10 protein-coding genes and 1 tRNA gene are annotated in these 15486 nt (G+C 52.2%); 7 read left to right on the top strand and 4 right to left on the bottom strand.

What is annotated here, in order from left to right:
* The 3 genes from VGN67_RS19970 to VGN67_RS19960 all read right to left on the bottom strand — a co-directional run bounded on the left by VGN67_RS19970 (position 1) and on the right by VGN67_RS19960 (position 5616).
* Positions 1 to 3864, bottom strand: coding sequence for a carboxypeptidase-like regulatory domain-containing protein (locus tag VGN67_RS19970; RefSeq protein WP_327488665.1), 3864 nt, complete (start codon positions 3862 to 3864; stop codon positions 1 to 3).
* A 32-nt stretch (positions 3865 to 3896) separates the two neighbouring features.
* On the bottom strand, positions 3897 to 4913 hold the full coding sequence (locus tag VGN67_RS19965; RefSeq protein WP_327488664.1) for a FecR family protein: 1017 nt from the start codon (positions 4911 to 4913) through the stop codon (positions 3897 to 3899).
* A 91-nt stretch (positions 4914 to 5004) separates the two neighbouring features.
* Positions 5005 to 5616 (bottom strand): sigma-70 family RNA polymerase sigma factor, encoded by a 612-nt coding sequence (locus tag VGN67_RS19960; protein ID WP_327488663.1) that lies wholly within the window; start codon positions 5614 to 5616, stop codon positions 5005 to 5007.
* 370 nt (positions 5617 to 5986) lie between these two features.
* On the opposite strand from VGN67_RS19960, the gene VGN67_RS19955 reads away from it, so the two are divergent.
* The 5 genes from VGN67_RS19955 (at position 5987) to VGN67_RS19935 (ending at position 13932) form a co-directional block, all read left to right on the top strand.
* Positions 5987 to 7963 (top strand): alpha-1,4-glucan--maltose-1-phosphate maltosyltransferase, encoded by a 1977-nt coding sequence (locus VGN67_RS19955; protein ID WP_327488662.1) that lies wholly within the window; start codon positions 5987 to 5989, stop codon positions 7961 to 7963.
* A 277-nt stretch (positions 7964 to 8240) separates the two neighbouring features.
* Complete coding sequence (locus VGN67_RS19950) at positions 8241 to 9449, top strand: dipeptidase (RefSeq protein ID WP_327488661.1); 1209 nt, start codon at positions 8241 to 8243, stop codon at positions 9447 to 9449.
* Positions 9450 to 9554: 105 nt separating this feature from the next.
* Complete coding sequence (locus VGN67_RS19945; protein WP_327488660.1) at positions 9555 to 11045, top strand: maltokinase N-terminal cap-like domain-containing protein; 1491 nt, start codon at positions 9555 to 9557, stop codon at positions 11043 to 11045.
* Between the two features lie 114 nt (positions 11046 to 11159).
* Positions 11160 to 13166 (top strand): 1,4-alpha-glucan branching protein GlgB, encoded by a 2007-nt coding sequence (glgB, locus tag VGN67_RS19940; RefSeq protein ID WP_327488659.1) that lies wholly within the window; start codon positions 11160 to 11162, stop codon positions 13164 to 13166.
* Between the two features lie 73 nt (positions 13167 to 13239).
* Positions 13240 to 13932: a hypothetical protein gene (locus VGN67_RS19935; protein WP_327488658.1), complete on the top strand. Its 693-nt coding sequence runs from the start codon at positions 13240 to 13242 to the stop codon at positions 13930 to 13932.
* On the opposite strand, the gene VGN67_RS19930 is transcribed toward VGN67_RS19935, so the two are convergent.
* On the bottom strand, positions 13902 to 14414 hold the full coding sequence (locus VGN67_RS19930; RefSeq protein ID WP_327488657.1) for a DUF2721 domain-containing protein: 513 nt from the start codon (positions 14412 to 14414) through the stop codon (positions 13902 to 13904). The two genes, VGN67_RS19935 and VGN67_RS19930, sit on opposite strands and share 31 nt — an antisense overlap.
* Positions 14415 to 14452: 38 nt before the next feature.
* On the opposite strand from VGN67_RS19930, the gene VGN67_RS19925 reads away from it, so the two are divergent.
* The gene (locus VGN67_RS19925) at positions 14453 to 15124 is read left to right on the top strand and encodes an NUDIX hydrolase (protein WP_327488656.1); all 672 of its coding nucleotides are present in this window, start codon (positions 14453 to 14455) and stop codon (positions 15122 to 15124) included.
* Between the two features lie 122 nt (positions 15125 to 15246).
* Positions 15247 to 15318: transfer RNA gene (locus tag VGN67_RS19920), tRNA-Arg, on the top strand.
* Positions 15319 to 15486: the final 168 nt, after the last annotated feature.

Here is a 15486-nt window from a genome sequence, read left to right as displayed (position 1 = left end):
CTACCGGACCTTTACGAGCTTCTCCACCGACACCGGTACACCCTGGTCCGTAATTCCCTGAATGCTAACGCGCAAAGTGTGGGCGTGATCGGAAAGGGGAAAAAGCAGGGTAGATTTTCCAAGATTATCCGTCGTAATCAGGGGTTGCCAGTATAGTACATCCCGCAGGTCAGGGCGCCCGGTGGAGGAGGAGGTGCCGTAACGAGGAACGTAGTACTGCCGCCTAGCCGCGTAGCCTGGCACGACAAAATCGGCGTTGTCCTCCTTACCAGCTTTACCCGCACGCCACTTTTTGGTAAATATGGCAATTACCCCACCCGCTGACCTGGCACCATAGGCGGCGGCTCCACCGTTCACCAGAAACTCAATACGCTCCACATCAGCCGGATTCAAATAGCTCAGTTCATCACCGGTTTCACTGAAAATGGAAACCCCATCTACTACAAACAAAGGAGAAACCCTTCCCTGAAAATTGGCAGCCTCGCGGACGACAACCGAATAGGTTTCGTTAGGTCCTTTCAGTACTTTCACTGCGGGTACCCGGCCCATGATCATTTCGTATACATTCGGGTAGCTGCGCGATTTTTCATCAAAAGTTATTGAGTAGTCGGGGGTACCGTGTATGCTGGTCCTTCGGGCATCACTTTCGGCATCTTCTTTTTTGCCTTTTATACGAATTTCCTGAAGGAGCCGTGCCCCTTTTTCCCGGTATAGTTCGGGCGAAATTTCCTGCCGGTTACGAGCCTGGGTCAGGTACTTTTCATGACGCTGCGCCCAGTCTGCCGGATCAGCCAGCGGCAATGGTACTTCGCTAAACGTCGCTCCCGGAGCATTCAGCAATACCCGGCCTTTAATTATCCTCAAGTTCTGGTTCATAATAATTACCCGGACCTGACTGGTATCGGTGAATGCTAACCTTCCCAGGGCAAAAACGCCCTGCTCATTGGCCTGAACCGAAATGGAAAAGGCCTGGGATGAGCCAGTAAAGGTGAACAGGAGCTTAGCGTTAGGTACCGGGCGACTCCGCCTGTCCACGGCCCGTCCATGAAGCACTACGGCCGTTGGTACTGACTCTACTTTGGTAGGCAATTGTGCAGGAAGCTTGCTCCAGCTCAGGCGTCGCCAGCCCTGTGTGAGCAGCAGGTCGTCGAGGGCCCGGCGGGTGGCAGGTTGGTTGGTCTGGGTATAGTAACGGGGATTTTCGATGGTACCCCGCAGTTCACCCGACAGGAGCAGGTGCGTGCGCAGGTCCGCCGCCGAAGTATCGGCCGGAAGCTGATCAGCGTCGGTAACAGAAGCGGATAAAAAAGCGGAGAGCGGTTCGTTGGTACCATCCCGCACGAGCAGGCTCAGGATCATCTGTTCACGAGCTTCGAAGTGGGTTTTGTCGGGTAGTAGTTCAACCCGTACGGGGCTCAGCCGCTCTGGTATATACACCAACCGCTCGGCCTGGGGCCGTCCCTCTGCATCAAAAAGTGTAACTTGTACAATGCCCGGGGGAAGTTTAGCCGTAGGTACTTCCAGACTTGCCCGGCCTTCCGTCAGTTGTAGCTTTGCCTGTTGCTGTAAGGTTCCCCGGCTTTGCAAGATTATGTACACCGGCTGGTTAACCAGGCTTTCCGATGCCTGGATACGGAGCTTAAGCAGGGTACTGTCGCTGAGCCAGTCGGCCCGCAGGCTCAATCCTTCAGCCTCGGCAACGGGAAGTGGATAGCTACGGAGGTTGATCAGGGCCTGGTACTTCTGATTCGGTAAGGGAGTAAGTTCTATGCTGCCCATGCCCAGCGCATTGGTACCGAAAGATGATATTTCATTGCCCTTACTATCTATAATTAGACCTGAAACCGATAGGCCCCGACCCAGGCTGTCCAGCGCTTTTATACCCAATCGGGAAGTATGCCCGACTACCATATTTCCGCCTTCGGGCAGGAACTGCACGTCCGAGACTACTTCCCGGCTGTTGCCGGGGGGGGCGGGTTTGAGCCAGTTCTGAACCTGTACCAGACGCTCAAAGGGGGGGAAGGGATGGTCCCGGTCCGCTTCGGTATAGGCCCGCAAGCGGTAGGTACCCGTGGCAAGTGTATCCGAAAGACGTAAATACCCTGAACTGCGCGCATTCTCAATGGATAACCACTGGTGAGCTACGGGATGTCCCTGCGCCGTAAGCAACTCCACATGCAGAGCGGGCTGCGACTCAGGTTCTGCCGCTTCCACGGTGGTAGTGGTAGTTTGCTGTTCGCCGTCCTGTTTTAGGACATAGGCGCTCAGCCACAAGGTATCGCCGGTGGTGTAAAAGGGTTTGTCCAGGTGTAGATACAGGTTGGGTGAGACAGTTTGCTGGTAGGTGCGCCATTGCCTGCTCAGCGAGTCAAGTACCTGATCTGAATCCAGCAGGGTACCTGTGGTTGCTGCTTCGGCCAACAGGGGCACTACTGCTGTTTTAGTAGGTTTCCAGTCGGCCGGGAGCAGGCGGGCCAGCCGGTCCTGTCCCAGGTACCCTCTAATTTCCATACCCATAGGTACCGATACCCAGCCGTCGGTGGTGACTATGGCCTTACCCTGCGGCAATGTCAGGATGGAATAAGCATATGGCATGTCGGTATAAGGGGAATTGCGGGTATAGATGCGGGAATGGAATATTTCCAAAGGCTGAATGGTACGGAACACCCGCTCGAAAGGAAGGTCGCCTGCTTGGAACAGGCTGTCGGGAATAATAGATGTGACCCGACGTAGTGCCGAAAACTGCATAATGGGAGCTGTAGAATTAGCGTCGGTCAGAGTCATATTACTTTGGTACACCAAAAAACCCTCCTGCTCGTAGGTGCCGGTGATCAGGCTGGCCAGCAGGTGGCGGGAGGAGCCTTTATAGGCAGTTTGCCGATTGCGCTGCCAGCGTTCGGCCTGATCTGGATTGTCCGGCGTGAGTTCCTCAAAACGGGTTGTACCCGCGTAGTGAGTTGTGAGCCGAAAGGTGTCAAAATGAGTCATATCATAATGAATACGGTACCCTAACGCCCGGTTTTCTATGACCAGTGGCGCACTGGCCTGGGCAATGAGCTTTCCCCGATCTTCCGTAAACAGCACTACCGAATCATTCAGGAGTTCGCACCGGCTCGTGAACGGGCTCAGCCCCATCAGTTCATCCATAAATTTTCGGAGTTGCCGCTTCCTGACCCGGCTCTTGCGGCCCACAATTGTAACACTGCGGAGCATATTCGCCGATGGTTTCAGAGAAAAGTTAAGCGTACGAACACCCTCCGTAGTAACCCGGATAGTTTGGCTGCCTGATTCGTAACCTACGTAAGAAGCCACAACTTCAACGGTACCCATGGGAATACCCGGCAGCCGGTACCTTCCGTCTTCGCCGGTGGTGGTACCCCTGGTAGTTGAGTTAAGGTAAACGGTAGCGAATGGCAACGGTTCGCCGGTCTGGGCGTCGGTAACCCTGCCGGCCAGGGTGGCAGTGAACAGGGCTTCACTTTTGTCGGTTCGAGGTTCTACCGGACCCCTGGCAGGGGCGGAGGTAGCCGGAGTCTCCTCGTAAATAAGGTACCTGCGGTTCTGCACTTTTTCAATCTTCAGGCCCAGGGGGCGAAGCAGCGTCTGGAGGTACTGGTCCAGATTGCCTTCCGGTACCTTCTGGTCATCAAAGACAACAGCTTTATGCTGTACAGCCTGGCTGTTGTAGTTGAAATAAACCTGATACCGCTCCTGCAATTTACGAAGTACTGCTTCCAGTTCCTGCGTTCCCACCTGGGTTTCACTACCCGGCCGGGTTTGACCAGCCAGCGCCAGCCGCTGATTGGGTTCGGGAAGTGGACCAATCAGGGTAACTAGTAGTAGGGTAATGGGGAGCAATTTCATGGGCGTAAACAATTGTTATTAAGCAGGAGGAATCACTGTTTTTTAAATATCACCTGATTGCCGCTGCGGGTAAGGTTCAGGCCGAATGCTTTAGCAAAGGTGTTAAGTACCAGTTCTTCGTCATCAGCGGGCAGGTTCCCGGTAAAAGTCAGCCCGGCCAGCGATTCATCGGCCAGGACAATCGTCAGACCATAAGTATCTTCAAAGGTCTGAGCTACCTCCCGCAGGGAAGCCTGCTCAAATACCAGTACTTTATCCATCCAGGACAGGTACGGGTCAGGCTTCACCCGCCGCCTGCTAAGCCCGGTAGAGGTAGATAAGTACTCGGCCAGGTCGTTTGGTTGTAAGACTACGGTTTTGTTACTTTTCTGCGTTTCCCGCAGTTCTACCTTTCCTTCGGTCAACAGTACCTGTACCTTGTCCCGGCGGTTACGCACGTTGAATTGGGTACCCAGTACCCGCACATCCACGCCATCGGTATGTACAGTGAAGGGAATTGACTTTCCCGCTTCCCCCTTTTTACTGACTTTGAAAAACGCTTCGCCGCTCAGCCACACCTCCCGGTTTCCCGACCAGCCGGTTTGGTACCTGAGCTGCGAGTGTCCGTTAAGCGTGACGCTGGTACCGTCGGGCAGGTCCAGGGTTTGTATTTCGCCGTAGGCGGTTTGGTACTCAGCCGGGCGGTTATTCCAGACATACCAGCCCGTCAGGCCCAGCCCGCTAGCCAGCACCAGTACCGCGGCCAGGCGGTACCACTGTTTCCAAAGTACCTGCCGATTGAGCGAAGTACCCCCCGCCATCTGCTGTACCGACCGGCGCGCCAGCGCTCCCTGCCAGATGGTGTCCACGTCGGTGGGTGAAAGTTCTTCGTCGGGTGGCAGGCTCCGCAGTACCAGCCGGGCTTCCCGGAGCAGTTCGCCCCGTTGCTCCGGGTCCTGAGCCAGCCAGGTAGTCCAGGTACCCGCCGTATCCAGAACCGGATTTTTTAGCCAGCGACAAAAATCATCATGCAGTAGCAGGTCCTCAAGGGTATCGGGTAGCTGGCTCATCGGGAAAAGCAGAATAGGTTTCTATCAGGTAATAGAAAGCCAGGAGGTTTAACTAACCAAAAAATGAAAATTATTTTTCGAAAAGCCTGAATCAGGCTATGTCGTAACCCAAATGGAGGAGCGCCAGTAGCGTGGCCGGATTGGAAAGTACTTTACGAATAGCCTTGACGGCTTTGGAGACAAGATTACAAACGGCCTGGTATGTAAGCGACATGACTTCGGCGATGGAGTGGTTGTCGAGGTCGTGGTAAAATTTCAGGTAAATTATTTCCTGCTGCCGTTTGGTTAATTTACCTATAGCCTCCTGCACCCGCCTGCAATCCTCCTGGGCAGTCTGCGCGATGATCAACTCCTGTTCAGGGGAAGGAATCAGTTCGAATAAGTACTCGTCCGGGTCTGCGGATAAAAACACGTGTCCGGACAGGCTTTTGCGGCTTTTGGCCAGTAGTTTACGGCGGAGGGCTTTCAGCAGATAATTCTGTACGCTGGGTGTTTGGGAAACGGCCTGGGGTTTACTGAGTAGTTCCGCGAATAAGTCCTGAATACAATCCTTCACCAGCCCCGCTTCGGCCCCAAACTTCCGGCCGTAGGCATACAAACGTTTTACGTACCGCTCGTAAACAACAGCTAAGGCTGCTTCGTTGCCCTGCCGGTATAAATTCCACAGGGCTTCGTCCGTAAGTTGTGGTAGACCGTTTTTCATATTTGCCAAGCCGGGCCCGATATAGTAGTAAATATAAGAAAGGATTAGTAGGAAACAGCGGAATGCTCGGTGAAACCTGCTTCCTTGCATTTTTAGGCACCTCCTACCTATTATTTTCCCCGCTGCTTTTTTAAATGGGTTGTTGCGTTGGCCGGAGCCGTAACTAAGGGAGGATTTTGACAAAAACTAATATTACACAAGCGGAAAATGTAAAAAAAAGCGGGTCGCGCCGGTAGGATGGCGTGATTTTTTAGAAACCCCACAGGAGATTTAATTCAAAGTACTATTCAATTTCTTTTTACTAGAAATTATCTAATTTGCCAAACTAAGCCTATAATTACCTTATTACCTGTACAAAAGAATTTAATTTATGGCAGAACAACCTACTTCACTCATACCTGAACAACTGGAAGGCCGCCGCAGGGTCGTAATTGAACACGTAGTACCCGAAATTGACGGGGGAATGTACGCGGTAAAAGCTATTCCCGGAGAAACCATTCAAATAGAAGCCGACGTATTCGCCGATGGCCACGACAAGGTAGCCGCCCGCCTGCTGTATAAACATACCGATGACCAGCAGTGGACCGAAGTATTTATGACCTACCTGGTCAATGATCGCTGGGAAGGGAGCTTCCTGGTGGAAAAACTGGGCTACTATACCTATACCATTGAAGGCTGGGTGGACCATGTTGCCTCCTGGCGACACGAAACGGAACTCAAAATAAAGGATAAGCAGCACGTACGCATGGAGCTGCTGATGGGCGCTCAGTTTGTGGAAGAAATGATTCCCAAAGCCTCCGGTGACGACAAGGAAGCACTTTATAATGCAGCGGCGCTATTCCGGGACGAAAACCGCTATGACGATGCGTTGCAGCTGTTCCACAGTTTCAGGCTGGGTGAATGGGCCAACCGCTACCCCGAGCGCCAGTACGCTACCCGCTACCGCGAGTTGCCGGTGTGGGTGGACCGCCGAAAGGCCGAATTCAGCGCCTGGTACTCCATGTTTGTCCGGTCTTCGTCGAGGGAGCCGGGGCGTCCGGGTACTTTCCGGGATCAGATAGAACTGCTGCCGCGTATAGCCGACCTGGGTTTTGATGTCCTGTACATTACGCCCATTCACCCCATTGGTCACCAGTTCCGGAAGGGTAAGAATAATTCAGTAAATAGCCAGCCGACTGACCCGGGCGTACCCTACGCCATCGGGAACGAACTGGGCGGTCACGATGCCATCAATCCGGACCTGGGAACGCTGGAAGACTTCAAGGCCCTGGTAGCCGCCGCCCGCGACCAGGACATGGAAGTAGCGCTTGACCTGGCTATTCAATGTTCGCCCGATCATCCCTGGGTAAAAGATCATCCTGAGTGGTTCAAAATAAGGCCGGATGGTACCATTCAGTACGCTGAAAACCCGCCGAAGAAGTACCAGGATATTTACCCCATCAACTTTGAAAGTGAGGACTGGCGGGGACTGTGGATGGAACTGCGGCGTATTATATTCTTGTGGGCGGAGTGGGGCGTTCGCCTCATTCGGGTAGATAATCCCCACACGAAAGCGTTTAAGTTCTGGGAGTGGATTATTGCCGAAACCCGTCGGGAGTACCCCGACATGATTTTTCTGTCGGAGGCCTTTACGCGCCCTAAAGTAATGCAGCAACTGGCCAAAGTCGGATTTTCGCAGTCGTATACATACTATACCTGGCGGTCGACTAAGCAGGAACTGGAAGAGTACATGACCGAATTGACCCAAACGGAGATGAAGTACTACTTCCGGCCCAACTTCTGGCCTAATACCCACGACATTGACCCGTATATGCTTCAGTCGGGGCACGAGCCTTTGTTTTTGATCCGGTACTTCATGGCGGCTACGCTTACCTCCAACTACGGTATATTCGGGCCTACCTACGAAATGATGGTGCACGAAGCATTCCCCGGTAAGGAAGAGTACCTCAACTCAGAAAAGTACGAAGTAAAGTACTGGGACTGGGAAAAAGAAAATAAGCTGACTTACCTAATCCGGATGGTGAACCGCATACGGCAGGAGAACTCGGCTCTGCAGCATACCAACAACATCCATTTTTGTACTATTCACAACGACCAACTGATGGCCTACCTCAAAACGCACTCCAATGGCAACCGTATCCTGTGCGTGGTAAACCTGGATGGTTATAACAAACAGAATGGTATGGTGCAGGTACCCCCGTCCCTGCTTGGCCTGCAAGGCTGGCAGCAGTACACGGTCCACGACCTCATTACCGGCCGGAAGTACACCTGGTCAGAAGAGTGGAACTTTATTGAGCTGGACCCGAACGTGATGCCGTTCCACCTGTTCCGGATTGAAGATATTTAACAGAATTATGAATTATGAATGCGTGAATTATGAATCAGTAGTGTACGAAGAAATGTGTTTGCTGTCTACTTAAACATTGGCAAAAGGCCAGGCACTACCATTAGCTTCAACCAAGCCCCGTAGGGGTGGTACTTTAGTAGAAACAGGATCAAAAGTGAACGTAAGGCTCCTTAGGAGCGGCACCTTCAAAATTTCTTCGTACACCGCTGATGTATACCTAAAATACGCTTTCAGAATTTACGCATTTAACCCTAAAAGCCTCCTTAACCAAGGTACCATGAAAAAAACGCTCTTGCTGCTGTTGCTGCTCCCCATACTGGCCTTAGGACAGAAGAAGGAGGAGATAAAAATTAAGGCCGCCCGGATTCACGCCAACGCGCTGACCATCGATACCCACGCCGATGTTCCTATCATGATGATGAAGGAAGGATTTGATGTGGCTCAAGAGCACGACTTTGAGAAGGAAGGGTCGCAGATTGATTTTCCCCGCATGAAAAAAGGGGGCATGGACGCCATGTTTTTTGCCGTGTACCTGGGGCAGGGCAGCCGTACCCCCGAGGCTACGGCCGAAGCCAAGGTAAAGGCCCTCGCCATTTTTGACAAAATTCATCAGGCGGTCAGGGATAATCCGTCGGTGGCGGCGTTGGCTACTACGCCCAAAGACGCTTACCGCCTGCAGAAAGAGGGCAAACGGGCCGTGTTCATCGGGATGGAAAATGGCTGGCCGGTGGGCCACGATCTGGCCAACCTGAAACAGTTTTATGATCTGGGACTACGGTATATCACGCTGTCGCATTCGGCCAACAACGACATCTGCGACTCTTCCATGGACCCCGACGGCCCGGAGTACAACGGACTGAGCCCTTTTGGAGAAGAGGTAGTCCGGGAAATGAACCGGCTGGGTATTATGGTGGACATTTCGCACGTATCGGACTCTACGTTTTATGACGTAATGCGGCTGACCAAAGCACCCGCCATTGCCTCTCATTCGTCCTGTCGGGCCCTGTGCGACCATCCCCGCAACCTCTCCGATGACATGATCAAGGCCCTTGCCCGAAACGGGGGCGTAATCCAGATCAACTTTGTGCCGGACTTTCTTAAAAAACCTTCGCAGCAGCAGGAGATTTCCATGAAGGCGCTGCGTATGAAGCTTCGCCAGACCGACCTTTCGGAGGCTGACCGGCAGGCGCTGTACCAGGAGCGTAAAGCCCTTCGGGAAAAATATGCGGATGATGTACCCACCGTCAGCGATGCTGTGGACCATATTGAGCACGTGATAAAGCTGGTAGGCGTGGACCACGTAGGCATAGGAATGGATATGGACGGCGGCGGACAGGTAGTAGGTTGCCAAGACGTCAGCGAAATTGGCTCCATTACCGAAGAACTGGTACGGCGCGGGTACCCGGCCCGGGACATTGAAAAAATATGGGGTGGTAATATCATGCGTGTACTGGGGAAGGTGCAGCGAACTGCCGACAAAATGTAAGACCAGGGTCCAAAACGGCGGGAGCCATGAAAAAAAGACAAAAAAAGCCAACATTCAGCATTTTAGCCTGTTCTTAGAGATACATTACGCCTAATACCGAATGCTATGCATAAACAGCTAACTCCACAGCTTCTTGAAACTTTTTTGAAAAAATGCCGGTGGTTCGCGGGTAAAGCCCGCGAAGTAACTACCTGTGCCATTGATGTGTCTCTGCCCTTTGGAGATGCCTGGGTGTGTATTGTGGAGGTAACCTACAAGGAAGGCGACAACGAATACTACCAGTTGCCCCTGTCTTTTCAGAACCACCTGCCCGACAACCTGCCCGAGCAGGGGCTGGTCGCAGCATTGCCCGACGGGTACCTGATTGACGCCATGTATACAGAAAGTTTTCGCAATAAAATCTACGAACATATTTATACCACAGAAGCGGTTTCCGAGGACGCATCTTCGCTGGTATTCCGGAAAGGAAAGGGCCTGGAAGAAAATGACCAGCCTGCTCAGATTCGCTCCCGGGTACTGCCAGTCGACTCGAGCAATTCAGCTATGATATTCGGGGAAAGGTACTTTTTTAAACTCTACCGAAAGCTTTTCAAGGAAACCAATCCCGAGGTAGAACTGGTGGAGTTTATAACCGAAAACTCGCCCTTCCGGCAGATTCCGGCTTTTTGCGGAAGTATTACCTGGCGGCGTACCGACGGTACCCCCGACATAACCCTGGGTATGATGCAGCGCATGGTCGACGCCAAAAAGGACAACTGGTCTATGACCGGCGACTACCTCAACGATTTCCTGTACGGAGTACCTCTGCGCGTGTTTTCCATTAAGGAGAATGTTTTTGAGCAGGTGGCGCTGCTGGGCCAGCGTACTGCCGAAATGCACCAGGCCCTGTACGCACCCGAGGCCGAGGAAGCCTTTGCGCCGGAGCCGTTTACTACCGAGTACTGTAAGTTTCTGCTGAGGCGGATCAATCACCTGCTCGAAAGCCGGTATGCGCTCCTGATTGATAAGTACAAAGATCTGGACCCGGCTACCCAGCACCTGGCCTGGAAGTTTATGGAGTCAAAAGAGCTGATAGAAGAATTTACGCAGGGGATGCTCAAGCGGACTCTCAGCTCGCAACGGATACGCATCCACGGCGACTACCACCTGGGGCAGGTACTTAGTACCGACCACGACTTTATTATTATTGACTTCGAAGGCGAACCCGAAGCGAGCATTACTGAACGTAAAATCAAGCATTCGCCCCTGAAAGACGTAGCCGGTATGATACGCAGCTACCACTATGCCGTATCCGCCAAGATTTTTCATAGTACCGAAACGGCCGGAATTGACCCCCAGAAGCTGATGAAGGTAACGGGGCGGTGGTACAAGCTCATGAAGGATACCTACCTTGACGCCTACATGGATACTTTCGGCTGGCCGCATCCTCTTTTTAAGGACCAAAGTGAAATCAACTTCCTGATGCTGTACTACCTGCTGGAGAAAGCGGTGTATGAATTGGGCTATGAGCTGAGCTACCGTCCCGACTGGGTCAAGATTCCTTTGAAAGGAATTGTGGATGTTATCCGGGAAATTGAAAAGTTACGCGGCAGCTAAGCAGGACGATACAAGATAGGTACTTGCCTGTTTTATAAAGTACTTTAAAAAATAAATTGAATCTTATGGGAATACTCCCGGCGGGTACCCTTCAACCATAAAAGTTTATACGTGATGGCAAAAGCAACCAATAAAAAGCAAAAGACCGAAACACCACCGATTGAAACCGCTGACCTTCAGCCACAGGAAGCCCCTGCTACCCTGAACCGGAAGCCCGTTGAGCCTTTATCCCGTTTTACAGACCTGGATATTCATCTTTTCCGCGAAGGCAAGCATTTCAAGCTGTACGATAAGTTTGGGGCGCACGTAATGGAAAATAACGGAGTGGTAGGTACTTACTTCGCCGTTTGGGCTCCTAACGCCAACCAGGTATCGGTTATCGGAAACTTTAACGGCTGGAACCGCGGTAGCCATGAGCTGACCTCCCGTTGGGACAGTTCGGGAATCTGGGAAGGCTGGATTCCGGACGTTGGGCACAGTGAAGTATACAAGTACTTTATTTCATCCAACAATGGGCAGCAGCTGGAAAAAGCGGATCCTTTTGCTTTTTGGTGTGAATTGGCTCCTCAGACGGCCTCCATTGTATGGGATACCTGGTACGAGTGGTCCGATGCTGACTGGTTGGCCAACCGCAAAGAAACCAATAAACTCAATGCCCCCATCTCCGTTTATGAGGTCCATCTGGGGTCCTGGCGGCGCGACCCGGCCAATCCCGAGCGCCACCTGACCTTTAAGGAATTAGCCGATGCTATGGTACCCTATGTCAAGGAAATGGGCTTTACCCACGTGGAGTTCATGCCCGTAATGGAGCACCCTTATACCCCGTCGTGGGGGTACCAGATTACCGGGTACTTCTCCTGTAACTCCCGGTTGGGTACTCCCCAGGAGCTGATGTACCTCATTGAGCGGCTGCACCAGGAAGGCATCGGAGTGTACATGGACTGGGTACCTTCCCACTTTCCCGGTGATCCCCACGGCCTCTACCGCTTTGACGGTACTGCGCTGTACGAGCACGAAGACCCGCGGAAAGGCTACCATCCCGACTGGAAAAGCTATATATTCAACTACGGACGCAATGAGGTACGTTCTTTTCTGATAAGCAATGCCCTGTTCTGGCTGGACCGGTACCACGTAGACGGCCTTCGGGTAGATGCGGTGGCCTCCATGCTCTACCTGGACTACTCGCGCAACCAGGGCGAGTGGATTCCCAATGAATTTGGCGGACGGGAAAACCTCGAGGCCATATCGCTGCTGCGCGAAATGAATATGGCGGCCTATAAAGAGTTTCCGGATATTCAGACCATAGCCGAGGAATCCACCGCGTTTCCCGGCGTTTCCCGTCCGGTGTTTGTGGGCGGTCTGGGCTTTGGAATGAAGTGGATGATGGGCTGGATGAATGATACGCTGAAGTACTTCGAAAAAGATCCTTCGTTCCGGAAGTGGCACCAGGATCAGCTGACGTTCAGCCTGGTTTACAGCTTTGCCGAAAACTTCATGCTACCCCTCTCGCACGATGAGGTGGTGTATGGAAAAGGATCGCTAATAAATAAAATGCCCGGCGACGAGTGGCAACGCTTTGCCAACCTTCGTTTGCTGTTCTCGTACATGTTTACGCACCCGGGTACCAAGCTGGTCTTTATGGGTGGAGAATTCGGACAACCATCGGAGTGGAACTTCCAGAAGAGCCTCGACTGGCACCTGCTTAAGCAGGATACGCATAACGGTATAGCCGAGTGTATGAAAGCCCTTAATAAGCTCTACCGCGCTGAACCCGCCCTGTTTGAATACTCGTTTTCACCCGAAGGATTTGAATGGATTGATACCCAGGACCGCGAAAACTCGGTGCTGGTTTATTCACGTAAGGCCAAAGACGCGGCCGAGAACCTCGTAATCGCGCTTAACCTGACGCCCATTCCCCGGCAGCAGTACCGGATTGGGATTCCGACTAAGGGTGAATGGAAAGAAATATTCAACAGCGACTCCCCTGAGTTTTTTGGCAGCGGTACCCTGAATACGGGAGCAGTTGCTACGGAAAATAAAACCTGGCACGGTAAACCTTATTCCATCCTGGTAGATCTGCCTCCGCTGGGCGCTGCTATTTTTAAAAAAGTACAACAATAAAGACAAAAGCAGGCCAGTTTTCACTGGCCTGCTTCTCGTTACTGATACTGACTGGTCCACTCATTATTATCCAATGAAAAAACTATTTCTAATTGTCATTATATCCACCTTTGGTTTAAGCGGTAGTTTCGCTCAGTCTCTTTCCCGCCTTTCGGCCGGAATAGATATTGGTACCGGTTTTCAGAACGGAGACTGGGCTCCATCTGTTACCTATCATCAGCATCTGAGTTCGGCCAAAATGCCCTGGCTGCAGGTGGGGTGGGGGCTTCGGGGCTGGGGCTACTACTCCGCTGGGCCTACTAACCTGGAAGCTCCCGATGGGGCAGGAGGTTATGATCGGTTGCGGGTAGCGCGTTTATCGGTCAATGGGGCCAGTTTTATGCTGGGTTTTAATATCCGATTGAGTATCCTGGACCTGGGGGTCAATACCGATATTCTGGGACTGGCGTTTGGCAAGCGCCGCGAAGGGCTCTATACGATTGCGAATCCGGCGGCGGCAGATGATTCCCTTGCCGAACAGTACAACCGGAGTTTGCTGGGTACGGCCCCAACCAATCTGAATGCGCTGCCTTCGGTACTGCGGGCCAACAACGGGCAGAGCGAAGTATATGCGCGGGTGCGGATAACCGAACGGTTTGGCCTCAAAGTGGGCTATATTGCGGGTCGGGTAGCCTACCGGACCAATGTGCTGCTTAACAACCGCAAGGATCGCTTTGCCAGCTCCTACGGAATGCCCTACGTTGCGTTGTCGCTCCCGCTTTTCTGACCCGGATTTTTTTGCTTGTTCCTGGTCAGATTTTCCTGTTCGGTTTCGGTTTTGGAAAGCAGGTTAAATAGTTCAAAACGGTTTTGGCCCAACTGGTCTTCCATATCGTTTAGCTCTATCTGAAGCGCTTTGATGGAAATAGAAATCTCAAGTACCGAAAGGACCAGCGCGATAATCTGAAGTACCAGCGCACCAATAAACAGACCCCGGGCCAGTTCCATCTGGTTCTCGAACAGGACCAGCATACAAACAGCGCTCAGGAGCAGACTCAGTACGGCCGTGGCCTGGATGGTCCGAATCAGGCGAAGCCGGGTGTGCAGGTTTTTAATCTGGTCCACTACCACCTTTTCGGGGTTCTGCTGAAACTGTTTGTGCAGGTCGCGAATCAGGTTGGCAATCGCCAGGAACCGGTTGGTAAAGGCAATCATCAACAGAGATACCGTTGAGAACAGGAGCGCGGGGGTACTTAGGGTAAGTTCCATTAGAACTACGATTACAATTTTAGCTAATAAACAAAAAAATGCCGGAAAATCTCCTGGATTCCCATAAATACAATCTCTGGAAAAATAACCTCCTTCGCAGCGGGCTTGACGTACACCGGATTGATGAACTTTACACGCGCCGGAACGGGAAGGGCGAAGTACTTTTTTCGCTGCTCTACACCGACGCAAGTACCCCCGAAGGCGACAAAATACCCCCCATCTGCTTCCTGAAAGGCGAGGTGGTGAGTGTGTTGGTATGCTTTATTGAACGGGTATCCCGGCAGAAGTACCTGCTGCTGGTCAGGCAGCGGCGCATCTGCGACGGCTCCCCTACCTACGAACACCCGGCCGGTATGCTCGATAGTGAGAGCGATGCGGCAGCCGTTGCGGCCCGCGAAGTGTGGGAGGAAACCAGTATTGAAGTCCGCAAGGAAGACCTGACGCGGCTAAACGAAGCACCCTGCTTTCCCTCGACCGGTACCAGCGACGAGGCCATGTACTTCTTCTACTATGAGCTGGAGCTTACGGCCGATGAAATCGCGGCCTACCACAACCAGGCCCAGGGCGTCGCTTCCGATTTTGAGCGAATTACCACCCACGTAGCCCCTTTTGTGGAAGGGCACCGGCTCATCAATAACAGCAACGGTATCCTGCTCAACTACCTCTACCTGAAAGATGTAAAAGATTGGGAGCTGTTGAAGGCGCTTTAATGCGTTGAATTGTTACGAGGAATTTGGCCAGGAAGTTGACAACTACAAACTTTTGCTCTTATATTTGCAGCCCGTTACTACTCATAAAGCGCTTCCCGGAAGCGATTTTCCGGTAACGACCCGCACCCGTAGTTCAATGGATAGAATTTCGGTTTCCGGTACCGACGATAGGGGTTCGAATCCCTTCGGGTGCACAATTACTAACTCCCGCTGATTTAAGTAATCAGTGGGAGTTTCATTTTAAATATTTCCCGAAGCTAAATTCTGGAGGAGGAATCAGTTAAAGTATCCTTTGACAGAGCCCCCTATCTTTTTTCTGGTACCTGAGGTCTTTTTCCAATCAACCTTCATTAATGCCTCTG

This window comes from Telluribacter sp. (genome assembly GCF_035998675.1).
Taxonomy (GTDB): domain Bacteria; phylum Bacteroidota; class Bacteroidia; order Cytophagales; family Spirosomataceae; genus Telluribacter.
This window is presented reverse-complemented; position numbering and strand designations above follow the sequence as displayed.